The sequence below is a fragment of the Streptomyces sp. NPDC043853 genome (assembly GCF_056436025.1).
Genome location: NZ_JBWKDJ010000002.1, coordinates 143,756 through 158,199 on the forward strand (window position 1 = coordinate 143,756; position 14,444 = coordinate 158,199).

Genomic DNA, 14,444 nt, shown 5'->3' on the forward strand with positions numbered 1-14,444 from the left:
GGCCCCCGGGCGGTCCCGCTCAGTCCTTGTGGACCGTGCCGTCGGGGTCCAGACCCCGGAAGGACAGCAGCACGATCAGGATGCCGCCGCACACGATCGCCGAGTCCGCGAGGTTGAACACCGCGAAGTGGGCGGGCGCGATGAAGTCCACGACGGCCCCCCGGAAGACGCCCGGCGAGCGGAAGATCCGGTCGGTGAGGTTGCCCAGCGCACCGCCGAGCAGCAGGCCGAGCGCGATGGCCCAGGGCAGGCTGTAGAGCTTCCGGGCCAGCCGCACGATCACCACGATCACGGTGGCCGCGATGATGGTGAAGATGATCGTGAAGGCCTCGCCGAAGCCGAAGGCGGCGCCGGGGTTCCGGATCGCCTCGAACTTCAGCAGATCGCCGACGATCTTGATGGGCGCCTGGTGCTCCAGCTTCGCCACGACCAGCATCTTGCTGCCGAGGTCGAGCAGATACGCGAGCACGGCCACGACGAGCAGCGCCGTGATCCGCCGCCGCCCCTTGGGCTGCACGGGCTCCGGCTGCGTGTCGTCCCCGACCTCCGGCGTACCGATGATGCGCTCCGCCTCTGCCACGTGCGTCCCTCGAACTCGCTCGACAACTGTGACGAGAGTACGTCAGGCACGCGCGGGACGGAGGTCCCAGGTCCGCCACGGATCCTTCCCGGCACCGCCGCCTCACGCCGCGGCCATGCCGCCGCCTAATGCCGCCGCTCCTGCTTGGCCTTGCACTCCACGCACAGGGTGGCCCGCGGGAACGCCTGCATCCTGGCCTTGCCGATGGGGTTCCCGCAGTTCTCACAGACGCCGTAGGTGCCGGCCGCCAGGCGGTCCAGGGCGCGCTCGGTCTGCTCCAGCATCTCGCGGGCGTTCGACGCGAGGGCGATCTCGTGCTCGCGCGTGATGTTCTTGCTGCCGGTGTCGGCCTCGTCGTCGCCGGCTCCGGCGCCGCCGTCCCGCATCAGGCCGGTGATGGCCAGCTCGGAGGCCTCCAGCTCGGCCCGCAGCCGCAGCACCTCCGTCTCCAGCTCCGTACGGGCCTCCGTGACCTCGGCAGGGGTCCAGGGCTCCTCGCCGGGGCGTACCGCGAGCTCGCCGGGCGCGGCGGCCCCGGCCCCGGCCGCCGCCGGGCGGCTCTTGGGCAGCCCGCTGGTGGCCGCCGTGGCGGTCTTCCTGGCCTTGCTCGTGCCCGTGCTCTTCTTGGCAACCACTGGTCCGGCTCCCGTCTCTTCCGCGGCCTGTGCCGCCCCCTCGGCCGCGGCACCGGTCGGGGCCGTGACCTTCTTCGCGGTCGTCCTGCTGGCGCTGCTCTTCCTCGCCGGGGCCGCGGTGGACCCGGTCTTCTTCGCCGCGCCGCCGGCCGCGGACTTCTTCGCCGCGGGCTTCTTGGCCACGGACTTCTTGGCCACGGACTTCTTCGCCACGGCCTTCCCGGCCACGGCCCCGTCGACCGCCACCGTCTTCCCGGCGGCGGCTTTCGCGGGGGATTTCGCATCGGATTTCGCATCGGATTCCACTGCGGATTTCGCTGAGGCCTTCCTCACCGGAGCCTTGTCGGCGGCCTCCTTCGTCCCGGGGGCCGGGTCCTCGGCCGCAGTCGCGGCCACCGCCTGCTTCTTCGCCACCATGGCTGCGGCCCCTTTACATATGGTGATCTGGCACGCAAATCGTGCTGGGACGATAAATCGACTCCACCCCCGCGGCAACGGGGCACGCGCCCGCCAAGAGCAACCTGCATCCGTTGTGCCCAGCTCCGGGCCAGGTATTCCGCCACTCGCCCGCACACAGAGACCATTCGGGCGCATCGGCCCATTCGGGTCACCGTAAACCGGTCTGCCGACCCGCCCCCCGGCCCTTACACTGGGCCCAGCGAAAGGCATGGATGGGGACGAGTAGCGTCGTACGCAGCCAGGAGCGACCCGGGGACGGTGAGAGCCCGGGGGCGAGCGCGTCGTGAAGGATCACCCCGGAGCCGCCGGAAGAACGCCAGGGCCCCGGCCCGGGCCAGTAGAACCGGCTTCGCACCCCAATGAGGGGGCCACCGGACCCGTCCGGCGGCCAAGGAGGGTGGTACCGCGGGAGCCGAGCGCTCTCGTCCCTCCGGTCGGAGAGAACAAGCCCGCCGGAGGAAGACGAAGAGCCCCATGACGAACCCGCAGCAGTACCGCCCGGTACCCGCCCAGGTCGACCTGCCCGCCCTGGAGCACGCAGTCCTCGACTTCTGGCACGAGAACAAGACCTTCGCCAAGACCCTGGAGCAGTCCGAGGGACGCCCCGAGTGGGTCTTCTACGAGGGCCCGCCGACCGCCAACGGCATGCCCGGCGCCCACCACATCGAGGCCCGCGTCTTCAAGGACGTCTTCCCCCGTTTCCGCACCATGCGCGGCTACCACGTGGCCCGCAAGGCCGGCTGGGACTGCCACGGCCTGCCGGTCGAGCTCGCCGTCGAGAAGGAGCTCGGCTTCAACGGCAAGCAGGACATCGAGGCGTACGGCATCGCCGAGTTCAACGCCAAGTGCCGCGAGTCCGTGACCCGCCACACCGACGCGTTCGCCGAGCTCACCACCCGGATGGGCTACTGGGTGGACCTGGACGACGCCTACCGGACCATGGACCCGGAGTACGTCGAGTCCGTCTGGTGGTCGCTGAAGGAGATCTTCAACAAGGGCCTGCTGGTCCAGGACCACCGGGTCGCCCCCTGGTGCCCGCGCTGCGGCACCGGTCTCTCCGACCACGAGCTGGCCCAGGGCTACGAGACCGTCGTCGACCCGTCCGTCTACGTCCGCTTCCCGCTGACCTCCGGCCCGCTCGCGGGCGAGGCGGCACTCCTGGTGTGGACGACCACCCCGTGGACCCTGGTGTCCAACACCGCCGTCGCGGCCCACCCCGAGGTCACCTACGTCGTGGCGCGCCGTGCCGGCGACGAGGAGTCCGAGAAGATCGTCGTCGCGGCGCCGCTGCTGGAGAAGGCGCTCGGCGAGGGCTGGGAGGCCACCGGCCAGACCTTCACCGGCAAGGAGATGGAGCGCTGGACCTACCGGCGCCCCTTCGAGCTGGTCCCCTTCGAGGCCCCGGCCCACTTCGTGGTCAACGCCGAGTACGTCACCACCGAGGACGGCACCGGTCTGGTCCACCAGGCCCCGGCCTTCGGCGCCGACGACCTCGCGGTCTGCCGCGCGTACGGCCTGCCCGTGGTGAACCCGGTCCGCCCCGACGGCACCTTCGCCGAGGAGGTCCCGCTGGTCGGCGGCATCTTCTTCAAGAAGGCCGACGAGAAGCTCACCGCCGACCTCGACGCCCGCGGCCTGCTGTTCAAGCACATCGCCTACGAGCACAGCTACCCGCACTGCTGGCGCTGCCACACCGCGCTGCTCTACTACGCGCAGCCGTCGTGGTACATCCGCACCACCGCCGTCAAGGACGCGATGCTGCGGGAGAACGAGAAGACCAACTGGTTCCCGGACTCGGTCAAGCAGGGCCGCTTCGGCGACTGGCTGAACAACAACATCGACTGGGCGCTGTCCCGGAACCGGTACTGGGGCACCCCGCTGCCGATCTGGCGCTGCGAGGACGGCCACCTGACCTGCGTCGGCTCCCGCGCCGAACTGTCGGAACTGTCCGGCGCGGACCACTCGGGCCTGGACCCGCACCGCCCGTACATCGACGAGGTCACCTTCCCCTGCACCGGTGCGGGCTGCTCCCACACCGCGGTGCGCGTGCCCGAGGTCATCGACGCCTGGTACGACTCGGGCTCCATGCCGTTCGCGCAGTGGGGCTACCCGTACAAGAACAAGGAGCTGTTCGAGAAGCGCTACCCGGCGCAGTTCATCTCCGAGGCGATCGACCAGACCCGCGGCTGGTTCTACACGCTGATGGCCGTCGGCACGCTGGTCTTCGACAAGTCCTCGTACGAGAACGTGGTCTGCCTGGGCCACATCCTCGCCGAGGACGGCCGCAAGATGTCCAAGCACCTGGGCAACATCCTGCAGCCGATCCCGCTGATGGACCAGCACGGCGCGGACGCGGTGCGGTGGTTCATGGCGGCCGGCGGTTCGCCGTGGGCGGCGCGCCGGGTCGGCCACGGCACCATCCAGGAGGTCGTCCGCAAGACGCTCCTCACCTACTGGAACACGGTGGCCTTCCAGGCCCTGTACGCGCGCACCTCCAACTGGGCGCCGTCGGCGGCCGATCCGGCCCCGGCCGAGCGCACGGTGCTCGACCGGTGGCTGCTCTCCGAGCTGCACGCGCTGGTCGGGGACGTCACCGAGGCGATGGAGGCGTACGACACCCAGCGCGCCGGCAAGCTGCTGTCGGCCTTCGTGGACGACCTGTCGAACTGGTACGTGCGCCGGTCGCGCCGCCGGTTCTGGCAGGGCGACGCGGCGGCGCTGCGGACGCTGCACGACGTGGTCGAGACGGTGACCCGCCTGATGGCCCCGCTGACCCCGTTCATCACCGAGCGGGTCTGGCAGGACATGGTCGTCCCGGTGACCTCGGACGCCCCGGAGTCGGTGCACCTGACCTCCTGGCCGGAGGCCGACGCGGCGCTGGTGGACCCGGTGCTGTCGCGGCAGATGCTGCTGGTCCGGCGGCTGGTCGAGCTGGGTCGCGCCACGCGTGCCGAGTCCGGCGTCAAGACCCGCCAGCCGCTGTCGCGGGCGCTGGTCGCCGCCGCGGGCTTCGCCGAGCTGTCGGCGGAGCTGCAGGCGCAGATCACGGAGGAGCTGAACGTCTCCTCCCTGGCCTCCCTGTCGGAGGTCGGCGGCTCGCTGGTGGACACCACGGCGAAGGCGAACTTCCGGGCGCTGGGCAAGCGGTTCGGCAAGGGCGTGCAGGACGTGGCGAAGGCGGTCGCCGCGGCCGACGCCGCGGCGCTGTCCCTGGCGCTGCGCTCCGGCGAGGCGACGGTCGAGGTCAACGGCGAGACGGTCACCCTCACCCCCGAGGAAGTGATCATCACGGAGACCCCGCGCGAGGGCTGGTCGGTGGCCTCGGACTCGGGCGCGACGGTCGCGCTGGACCTGGAGATCACCCCGGAGCTGAAGCTGGCGGGCCTGGCCCGTGACGCGATCCGGCTGATCCAGGAGGCCCGGAAGAACTCCGGCCTGGACGTGGCGGACCGCATCGCGCTCCGCTGGTCCTCCGCGGACCAGGAGGTCGTGACGGCGCTGACGGACCACGCGGCGCTGATCGCGGACGAGGTCCTGGCCGCGGACTACGCGTCCGGTGACGCCGATGCCACGTACGGTGACCCGTTCACGGACGAGTCCCTGGGCCTGACCTTCCGCCTCCGCAAGGCGTAGCCCCCGGGCCGGGCCCCGCCTTCGGGACTCCGCAGGACGGAGCCCCGCTCCGGGCCGGCCCGGGCCCACCCGCAACGGCGCCCCTCCGGGGGCGCCGTTCCCTTTTCCCCACCCCGCCCCTTCCCGAACCCGTGGCCTGCGGCCCCGGACCCCGCCCCCTGTCCGGGGCGGATCGGTTGCCACGGGCCTGCGGCACCGCTGTGGCCGGTCGCGCAGTTCCCCGCGCCCCTGGGGGCAAGCCCCCCGGGGGCTGGGGGCAAAGCCCCCGGGGGGGCTGGGGGCAAAGCCCCCGGGGGCTGGGGGCAAAGCCCCCGGTTTCGGGATGGGGGTCCCCCCGGACGGAGTCTGGGGGAGGGCGGGGAGGGGAAACGCTCCGCGCAGCGGCACCGGCGGCACCGGCACCGCCCGGTACGACGGAATCGGGCCGGGCCCGGATCCCCGTGAGGGGGTCCGGGCCCGGCCCGTAGAGGCTGCCGACGGCGGCGCGACTAGTTGTCGTCCTCGTCGATCAGGAAGCCCCGCATCGGCGACGGCGCCTGCATCGGCTGCGGCGCGGCCGGCCGCACCGGAGCCATCGGCTGGGTCATCGCCGGAGACATCTGCTGCTGGCCGCCGTAGGACGGGCCGCCCGACATGGGCGACGGACCGCCCGACATCGGCGAGGACATCGGCGACGGCATCGGCGAGGAGTGACCCATCGCACCGGCCGGAGCCATCGACGGCGCCGGGCTCGGCGGCAGCGAGGCGGTCGCCGGGGTCCGCGGCGGGGCCAGCGAGTCGTCCGCCTGGGTCTCCAGCTGACGCAGCTGCGACTCCAGGTAGGACTTCAGACGCGTGCGGTACTCACGCTCGAAGCCCCGCAGGTCCTCGACCTTGCGCTCCAGGGTGGCGCGGGCGGACTCCAGGGAGCCCATCGCGACGCGGTGCTTCTCCTGGGCGTCCCGCTCCAGCGCGTCGGCCTTGGCACGGGCGTCCCGCTCCAGGCCCTCGGCGCGGCTGCGCGCCTCGCCGACGATCTTGTTGGCCTCGGAGCGGGCCTCCGCGATCGCCTGGTCGGCGGTCTGCTGGGCGAGCGAGAGGACACGCGCGGCGCTGTCGCCACCGGGGCCCTGACCGGGCGGCGGCAGCTGGGGCTGCTGCTGCGGAGGCATACCCATGGGCTGACCCATCGGCTGGCCCATCGGCTGCCCCATGGGCTGACCCATCGGCTGCATCTGCTGGCCCATGGGCTGCATCTGCTGGCCGAGCGGGTTCTGGCCGCCCATGGACGGGTTCGGGCCGCCCATCGGGTGCTGCTGCATGGGGCCGCCCATGGGGCCGCCCATCGGACCGGGACCCTGCGGGCCCTGCCCACCGGGGCCGGGCGGCAGCTGCGGAGCGCCACCCGGAAGCTGCGGGGCGCCACCCGGCAGCTGCGGCGGGCCCATCTGCGGCGGGCCCTGCTGGACCGGCGGGCCGGATATGGCGGCGGGCACGGGTCCGCCCGGACCGCGCTGGTCCTGCGGCTCCGGCTTGCGCATGTTCGCCTGCTGCTGGCTCTGGGCGGCGGCGCGCGTCGCGGCGGCGAGCTTGGCGCGCAGATCCTCGTTCTCACGCAGCAGACGGGTCAGTTCGGCCTCGACCTCGTCGAGGAAGGCATCGACCTCGTCCTCGTCATAGCCTTCTCGGAGACGGACGGTCGTGAACTGCTTGTTCCGCACGTCCTCGGGGGTCAGCGGCATGTCTTCTTCACCTCTACGTAGTCGTCGGCAGTCGGCAGGCCCGTGTCGTCCATGTCCGTTCTCATCTCGCGAAGCCGCTCACGATGCTGATCAGGATGTAGACGATGATCATCAGCACGAAGAAGGACAGGTCGAGTGCCACGCCCCCGAGACGCAGCGGCGGGATGAATCGCCGCAGAAGCTTGAGCGGTGGGTCGGTGACAGTGTAGGTGGCCTCGAGAACGACCACCATCGCCTTCCCCGGTTCCCATGAACGTGCGAACTGGAAGACGTAGTCCATGACCAGTCGGAAGATCAGCACGATGAGGAAGCACATCAGCGCGATATAGACCACCTGCAGTGCGACGCCCATCCCGTGCTTCCCTCTCCCCTTGCTCTCGCCTGTCCGGTCTAGCTCTGGTTGAAGAACCCGCCCTCCGCAATGCGGGCCTTGTCCTCCGCCGTGACATCGACGTTAGCAGGCGACAGCAGGAACACCTTCTGTGTCACGCGTTCAATGCTGCCGTGCAGACCGAACACGAGACCGGCCGCGAAGTCGACCAGACGCTTGGCGTCAGTGTCGTCCATCTCGGTCAGGTTCATGATCACCGGGGTGCCCTCACGGAAGTGTTCCCCGATGGTACGGGCCTCGTTGTAGGTCCGGGGGTGCAGCGTCGTGATGCGGTACGGCTCCCGCTCGGAGACGACCTTGGGCATGATCACGGGGGCGTTCTTCTCCATGTTCGAGCGTTCGGGTGTGATGGATGCCACGGGGGCGATTCGGGCGGGTCGTCCGCTTTCAACCGGCAATGGGATAGGTTCGCGTGGAGCCGGCGGCTGTGCCATGCGTACCGGTTCGTCCCTTACGGGCGGTTGGTGCGCCGGCGGATCCCGGCGGTCCCGCTCCCGGGGCGCCAGCTCCGGCTCGGGCTCGAACTCGTCATCGGGGTCGTAACCCGGGTTGTCGTACCGGTCGTCCTCCACGAGGCCGAGGTAGACCGCCATCTTGCGCATTGCGCCGGCCATTCTCTGAGTCCTCCGCTCTGTGGTGGATCGCCCACCGACAAATCTCGCAGTGTCACACTCGTCACCAACTGCCCGCGATCCACGTGGTCCGCCCGCCCATCAGCGGTAATGACCATATTTTCTGCTGTGGTCCGACTTTCTTCGCGACGTTACCCGAGCCGGGGTCTCCCGCCGAGTACCGCAGTGCCGACGCGTACGTGTGTCGCCCCGGCGGCGACGGCCTGCTCCAGATCGGCGCTCATCCCGGCCGAGACCATCGTTGCAGCCGGATGGGCCCTGCGCAGGCCGCTTGACAATTCCACCAGCCGCTCGAAAGCGGCCTGTTCGCGCCCCGCGTAGCGGCCGGCCAGCGGAGCCACCGTCATCAGCCCGGCCAGCCGCAGCCCCGGGGCCTCCTCGATGAGCCCGGCCAACTCGGCCAGCTGCTCCGGCGCCGCGCCGCCCCGCTCCCCGCGCTCCCCCGACTCCGCGTCGAGGGCGATCTGCACCAGGCAGCCGAGCTCCCGCTCCGCCTTGACGGCGGCCGCCGAGAGCGCGGACACCAGCCGGGGCCGGTCGACGGACTGCACCAGATGCGCGTATCCGGCCACGGAGCGGACTTTGTTCGTCTGCAACTGGCCGACGAAATGCCAGGTGAGCGGCAGATCCGCACAGACCAGGGCCTTCGGGCCGGCCTCCTGGTCGCGGTTCTCGGCCACGTGACGGACACCCAGTTCCGCCAGGAGGCGTACGTCGCTCGCGGGGTAGGTCTTGGTGACCACGATGAGGGTCACTTCCTCCCGCTTCCGCCCGGCGGCGGCGCAGGCGGCGGAGATTCGTTCCTCCACCCGCGCCAGGTTGGTGGCGAGCTCGGCCTTGCGATCTGTCATTCCTCAGTCCAACCAGACATATCCGGCGAGCCGGCCGGTCACCCGGTCGCGGCGGTACGAGAAGTGGTCGCGCGATTCCAGTGTGCAGACCGGGGACCGCTGAGCGTCCGTCACCCCCAGCTCGGCGAGCTGGGCGTGCACTCCGGCCACCACGTCGACCGCGGGAGTGCCCCAGCTGGTCTCGGAGTGGGCGGCCGGCACCAGCTCGGCGACCGCGTCCCGCATCTCGGCCGGCACCTCGTAGCACCGCCCGCAGACGGCGGGTCCGGTACGGGCGACCAGCCGGGAGGGGTCCGCGCCGAGCGCGGTCATCGCCTCGACCGCGGCCGGCACCACCCCGGCGACCAGGCCGGGCCGGCCCGCGTGCGCCGCGGCGACGACCCCGGCGACCGGGTCGGCCAGCAGGACCGGGACGCAGTCGGCGGTGAGGACCGCGAGGGCGAGCCCCCGGCGGGCGGTCACCACCGCGTCCACGGCGGGAATCCGTGCCGGATCTCCCCAAGGTCCGTCCACCACGGCCACATCGCGGCCGTGCACCTGGTTCATCCAGACCACCTGGCCCGGGTCGACGCCCAGGGTCCGGGCGGCCCGCGCCCTGTTCTCCCGTACGGCGGCCGGGTCGTCGCCGACGGCGCCGCCGAGGTTGAGCTCCTCGTACGGAACGGCGCTCACCCCGCCCCACCGGTCGGTGAAGGCGAAGTGGGCGCCGCTCACGGTGTGCTGCCCTATCGTCACTTCAAGAAGTCCGGAACGTCCAGTTCCTCGGCCGGGCTGTCCTGGTAGGGACGCGGGACCGTCGGGGGCGCGACCGGGGTCTGCGGGATCTCGCTCACCGGGGCCGGCTCGACCGGCGCCGGGGGCTCCTCGCGCGGGGTGACCGTACCGAGGCCGCCGAAGGACGGGCGGACCGGCTCGGGCCGGCTGACCGGGGCCGGGGGCTCCTCGCGCTTGGTGGAGGCGGCGCCGATCACGTTGTCCCGGCGGGCGGGGGGCTGGCCCCCGTCGAACCCGGCGGCGATGACGGTGACCCGCACCTCGTCGCCCAGCGCGTCGTCGATGACGGCGCCGAAGATGATGTTCGCCTCGGGGTGGGCTGCCTCGCTGACCAGCTGGGCGGCCTCGTTGATCTCGAAGAGACCGAGGTCGGAACCGCCGGAGATGGAGAGCAGGACCCCGCGGGCGCCGTCGATGGACGCCTCCAGGAGCGGCGAGGAGATCGCCATCTCGGCGGCGGCCACCGCGCGGTCGTCGCCGCGGGCGGAGCCGATGCCCATGAGCGCCGATCCGGCTTCGGACATCACGGACTTGACGTCGGCGAAGTCCAGGTTGATCAGACCGGGGGTGGTGATGAGGTCGGTGATGCCCTGCACACCGCTCAGCAGCACCTGGTCGGCCGACTTGAAGGCGTCGAGCACCGAGACCTGGCGGTCCGAGATGGACAGCAGGCGGTCGTTCGGGATGACGATGAGGGTGTCGACCTCTTCGCGGAGCTCGGCGATGCCGTCCTCCGCCTGGTTGGCGCGACGGCGGCCCTCGAAGGTGAACGGCCGGGTGACCACACCGATCGTCAGGGCGCCCAGGGAGCGCGCGATGTTCGCCACGACGGGCGCGCCGCCGGTGCCGGTGCCGCCGCCCTCGCCGGCGGTGACGAAGACCATGTCGGCCCCCTTGAGGACCTCCTCGATCTCCTCACGGTGGTCCTCTGCCGCCTTGCGACCGACTGCCGGGTTGGCGCCGGCGCCGAGGCCCCGGGTCAGTTCACGGCCGACGTCGAGCTTGACGTCGGCGTCGCTCATCAACAGCGCCTGGGCGTCCGTGTTGATGGCGATGAACTCGACGCCCTTGAGACCGACCTCGATCATTCGGTTGATGGCATTGACACCACCGCCGCCGACACCGATGACCTTGATGACTGCGAGGTAGTTCTGCGGTGCTGCCACGTCGAAGGCCTCTCGCCTCGAGTTACGTGTCGCCGCCTCGCGGGCCTGCGGTGCGACGACTGATGCCGAAAAAGGGACGGTCCGAACGCGCCGACCCGAACCCTAACCCTGAAGTTTAGGGTTAAGACTGTGTCTGTTCCTTGGACTCTTCCGAACAGGACACTAAGTCGACAAGTAGCGCGTGTTCAACGAACACGCCGAACCTCCCGTTTTTCTTTTCACCCTATGTGATCACCCATATCGCTGGCCAACCAGGGTGCGTCGCTGTTCGACCGCGCGTCAACTCCCGGCCACCGCGGGCGCCGTGGGAGCGCTCACGTCGAAGTGTCCGGCCCTGGGCGCGGCCTTCAACAGCGCCGTCAGCGCACGGGCCTTCGCCGGTCCCTGTTCGGCGCTGCCCCAGGCCACCGTGCGGTCCCGGCTCAACTCCAGTTCCACGGAGTCGTACGAGGCCACCCGGATCCGGAGGGTCTCCTTCGCCACGGCTTCGGGGAGGTCCCCGGCGACGCCCACCGCCTCGTGCAGCAACCGTTCCTCGTCAAACCGGCGCAGACTGGGCGAGTTGCTCGCGTTCAGCTCCAGAACGGGCACTCCGGCGGGGGCTTTCGCCACCGTGTCGAACCGCACGCCCGAAGCGTCCACTTCGACGAACTTGGCGTCCTTCCGGACGAGCAGGACGGGTTTGCGCTCGGTGACCTTCAGTACGATCCCGTGCGGCCAGGAGCGCACCACGTCGACCGATTCGATACGGGGCAGCCGCCCGCGCAGCCGGGCCGCGATCTCGTCCGTGTCCACGGTGGCGAGCGGGGCCCCGACGGGTACGGCGGCCGCCCGGAGGACCTGCTCCGGGGTGAGCACGGCGGTGCCGGCGGTGGTGACCTTCTCCACCCGCAGCCAGTCCGAGCCGTACAGCACCCAGCTGCCGCCGCCGGCGAGCAGCACGGCGGCGGCCAGGGCGGCCAGCGCGGGGCCCCGGCGGAGGCGTCCCGCGCCGGGGCCCTGGGGGGCGGGGCCGGACTGCTGCGGCTGCTGCGGCTGCGGCGTTCTCGCCGGCCGCGGCGCCTTCGACTGCTTCGTCGGTCCGGCCACGTGCGGTGCCTCCTGCGTCTGTGCTTTCCCGCCTCAGCGGGTCCGGTGCGCCGCGATGGCCTCGTGCACCATGGCGACCAGCAGTTCGTCGGCGTCCCGGCGGCCGAACTCGGCGGCCGCGCGGGACATCTCGTACAGCCGGTGCGGATCGGCGAGCACCGGGAGGACGTTGCCCTGGACCCACTCGGGGGTCAGTTCGGCGTCGTCCACCAGCAGACCGCCGCCGGCCTTGACCACCGGCTGGGCGTTGAGCCGCTGTTCGCCGTTGCCGATCGGCAGCGGGACGTAGGCGGCGGGCAGCCCGACGGCGGACAGCTCGGCGACGGTCATCGCCCCCGCGCGGCACAGCATCATGTCGGCGGCGGCGTACGCGAGATCCATCCGGTCCAAGTACGGTACCGGGACGTAGGGCGGCATTCCGGGCATGTTGTCCACGCGCGGCAGTTCGTTCTTCGGGCCGACCGCGTGGAGGATCTGGACCCCGGAGCGCTGGAGGGCCGGGGCGATCTGCTGCACGACCTCGTTGAGGCGGCGCGCTCCCTGCGAGCCGCCGGAGACCAGGAGGGTGGGCAGGTTGGGGTCGAGGCCGAAGGCCGCGCGCGCCTCGGGGCGGGCCTGGGCCCGGTCGAGGGTGGCGATGGCGCGGCGCAGCGGGATGCCGACGTAGCGGGCGTTGCGGAGCTTGCTGTCGGGCGTGGAGACGGCGACCGCGGCCGCGTACCGGGAGCCGATCTTGTTGGCCAGGCCGGGCCGCGCGTTGGCCTCGTGGACGATGATCGGCACGCCGAGCCGCTTGGCGGCCAGGTAGCCGGGCAGGGCCACGTACCCGCCGAAGCCGACGACGATGTCGGCCTTGGTGCGTTCCAGGATCTGCTCGGCGGCCTTGATGGTGCCGCGCAGCCGCCCGGGGACGGTGATCAGCTCGGGGGTGGGCTTGCGGGGCAGCGGTACGGCCGGGATCAGGCCGAGGTCGTAGCCGCGCTCCGGGACCAGGGTGGTCTCCAGGCCGCGCTCCGTGCCGAGGGCGGTGATCCCCACGGTCGGGTCCTGCCTGCGCAGAGCATCCGCGAGGGCGAGGGCCGGCTCGATGTGGCCGGCGGTCCCCCCACCGGCGAGTACGACATGCACCGAAATTCACCGCTCTCCGGACGGACGCTTCTTGACGCGCCGTCTCATCGACTTCCAGATCGGCCCGGTCCGCTTCCAGCCGAACCTCGGCTGTCGCATCGCGAGCGCCGCGCGCGCCGCGGGCTCCTCCCGCGCGAAGGCGATGAGCAGTCCGACGGCGAACATGGTCGGCAGCAGGGCGGACCCTCCGTAGGAGAACAGCGGGAGCGGGACCCCGGCGATCGGCAGCAGACCGAGCACCGCGCCGATGTTGATCACGGCCTGGGCCGTGATCCAGGTGGTCACGCCTCCCGCGGCATACCTCACGAAGGGGTCCTCCGTGCGTCCGGCCACGCGGATACCCGCATAGCCTAGAGCCGCGAAGAGACCCAGGACCGACAGCGTCCCCGCCAGCCCCAGTTCCTCCCCGGTGATGGCAAAGATGAAGTCGTTGTGTGCTTCGGGTAGTTCCCCCCATTTTTCCACACTGGCACCGAGACCGGAACCGAACCATCCGCCTGACGCGAGGGCGAAGATTCCATGAACGGCCTGCCAGCATTCACCTTTCGGCCCGAGATCGGTCGCGCCGATGCAGGAGAGTCGCTCCATCCGGTGCGGGGCGGTCTTGATCAGGACCGCTCCGATCACCACGGCGACGGCCAGTACCCCGACGAACATCCGGGTCGGGGCCCCGGCCAGCCACAGCAGGCCGAAGAGGATGGCGCAGAGGATCATGGCGGTGCCCATGTCGCCGCCGAGCATGATCAGTCCGAGCAGCAGGAAGGCCACCGGCACCAGCGGCACCAGCAGGTGCTTCCACTGGACGAGGAGGCCCTTGTCGCCCTTGCGGGCCAGCAGGTCGGCGCCCCACAGGATCAGGGCCAGCTTGCCGAACTCGCTGGGCTGCAGCATGAACGGGCCGCCCAGGGAGATCCAGTTCTGGTTGCCCTGGATGGAGACCCCTATCCCGGGGATCTGGACGAGCACCATCAGGAAGACGGTGGCGGCCAGCACCGGGTAGGCCAGCGCCCGGTGCAGCTTGACCGGCATCCGGGAGGCGGCCAGCAGCAGGCCGGCGCCGATCGCGGCGGCCAGGAACTGCTTCTGGAAGAAGTACGAGGGGGACAGGCCCAGCTGGAGCGCCTTGATCATGGAGGCGCTGTAGACCATCACCAGCCCGAGCACGGTGATCAGCAGCGCACTGCCGAAAATCAGGTAGTACGCCGTGAGTGGCCGGTCCCAAGTCCGGCGCATCCGCCGGTAGGTGCGCCGGACGCGCTCCAGCGGGCCGCGCCCCGCGGGGCCCTTGGCGGTCACCGAAGGACGTCTGCGCCCCTGCGCCCGGACGGCGGCGGGCCGTCGTCCGGGCAGCATCTGCTTGGCCGGCATCTGTCGTCTTCCCCTCC

The 14,444-nt window shown here is 71.2% G+C and carries 12 protein-coding genes; 1 reads left to right on the top strand and 11 read right to left on the bottom strand.

What is annotated here, in order from left to right; all coding sequences use genetic code 11:
• Window positions 1-19 precede the first annotated feature (19 nt).
• Together lspA and AC067U_RS05935 are read right to left on the bottom strand one after the other, a co-directional pair.
• Window positions 20-580, bottom strand: coding sequence for a signal peptidase II (gene lspA, locus AC067U_RS05930; RefSeq protein ID WP_478828417.1), 561 nt, complete (start codon window positions 578-580; stop codon window positions 20-22).
• Between the two features lie 125 nt (window positions 581-705).
• Complete coding sequence (locus tag AC067U_RS05935; protein ID WP_478828418.1) at window positions 706-1,632, bottom strand: TraR/DksA family transcriptional regulator; 927 nt, start codon at window positions 1,630-1,632, stop codon at window positions 706-708.
• A gap of 516 nt (window positions 1,633-2,148) precedes the next feature.
• Here AC067U_RS05935 and ileS point away from each other — a divergent pair.
• Window positions 2,149-5,307 (top strand): isoleucine--tRNA ligase, encoded by a 3,159-nt coding sequence (gene ileS / locus AC067U_RS05940; RefSeq protein ID WP_478828419.1) that lies wholly within the window; start codon window positions 2,149-2,151, stop codon window positions 5,305-5,307.
• Between the two features lie 488 nt (window positions 5,308-5,795).
• Here ileS and AC067U_RS05945 read toward each other — a convergent pair whose 3' ends face one another.
• The 9 genes from AC067U_RS05945 to ftsW all read right to left on the bottom strand — a co-directional run bounded on the left by AC067U_RS05945 (window position 5,796) and on the right by ftsW (window position 14,427).
• Window positions 5,796-7,028, bottom strand: a complete 1,233-nt coding sequence (locus AC067U_RS05945) for a DivIVA domain-containing protein (protein ID WP_478828420.1) — start codon at window positions 7,026-7,028, stop codon at window positions 5,796-5,798.
• Window positions 7,029-7,089: 61 nt separating this feature from the next.
• Window positions 7,090-7,380 (bottom strand): YggT family protein, encoded by a 291-nt coding sequence (locus tag AC067U_RS05950; protein WP_226739480.1) that lies wholly within the window; start codon window positions 7,378-7,380, stop codon window positions 7,090-7,092.
• A gap of 38 nt (window positions 7,381-7,418) precedes the next feature.
• Window positions 7,419-8,033 carry a cell division protein SepF gene (locus AC067U_RS05955; RefSeq protein ID WP_478828421.1) on the bottom strand — a complete coding sequence of 205 codons (615 nt, stop codon included), beginning with the start codon at window positions 8,031-8,033 and terminating at the stop codon, window positions 7,419-7,421.
• Window positions 8,034-8,182: 149 nt separating this feature from the next.
• Window positions 8,183-8,902, bottom strand: a complete 720-nt coding sequence (locus tag AC067U_RS05960; RefSeq protein ID WP_478828422.1) for a YggS family pyridoxal phosphate-dependent enzyme — start codon at window positions 8,900-8,902, stop codon at window positions 8,183-8,185.
• A gap of 3 nt (window positions 8,903-8,905) precedes the next feature.
• The gene (pgeF, locus tag AC067U_RS05965; RefSeq protein WP_478828423.1) at window positions 8,906-9,616 is read right to left on the bottom strand and encodes a peptidoglycan editing factor PgeF; all 711 of its coding nucleotides are present in this window, start codon (window positions 9,614-9,616) and stop codon (window positions 8,906-8,908) included.
• A gap of 17 nt (window positions 9,617-9,633) precedes the next feature.
• Window positions 9,634-10,842, bottom strand: a complete 1,209-nt coding sequence (gene ftsZ, locus AC067U_RS05970; RefSeq protein ID WP_478828424.1) for a cell division protein FtsZ — start codon at window positions 10,840-10,842, stop codon at window positions 9,634-9,636.
• Window positions 10,843-11,121: 279 nt separating this feature from the next.
• The gene (locus tag AC067U_RS05975) at window positions 11,122-11,931 is read right to left on the bottom strand and encodes a cell division protein FtsQ/DivIB (RefSeq protein ID WP_478828425.1); all 810 of its coding nucleotides are present in this window, start codon (window positions 11,929-11,931) and stop codon (window positions 11,122-11,124) included.
• Between the two features lie 33 nt (window positions 11,932-11,964).
• A complete protein-coding gene (murG, locus tag AC067U_RS05980; protein WP_478828426.1) occupies window positions 11,965-13,059 on the bottom strand; it encodes an undecaprenyldiphospho-muramoylpentapeptide beta-N-acetylglucosaminyltransferase in 1,095 nt (364 codons plus the stop codon).
• A 6-nt stretch (window positions 13,060-13,065) separates the two neighbouring features.
• Window positions 13,066-14,427: a putative lipid II flippase FtsW gene (ftsW, locus tag AC067U_RS05985; RefSeq protein ID WP_478828427.1), complete on the bottom strand. Its 1,362-nt coding sequence runs from the start codon at window positions 14,425-14,427 to the stop codon at window positions 13,066-13,068.
• Between the last annotated feature and the right edge of the window lie 17 nt (window positions 14,428-14,444).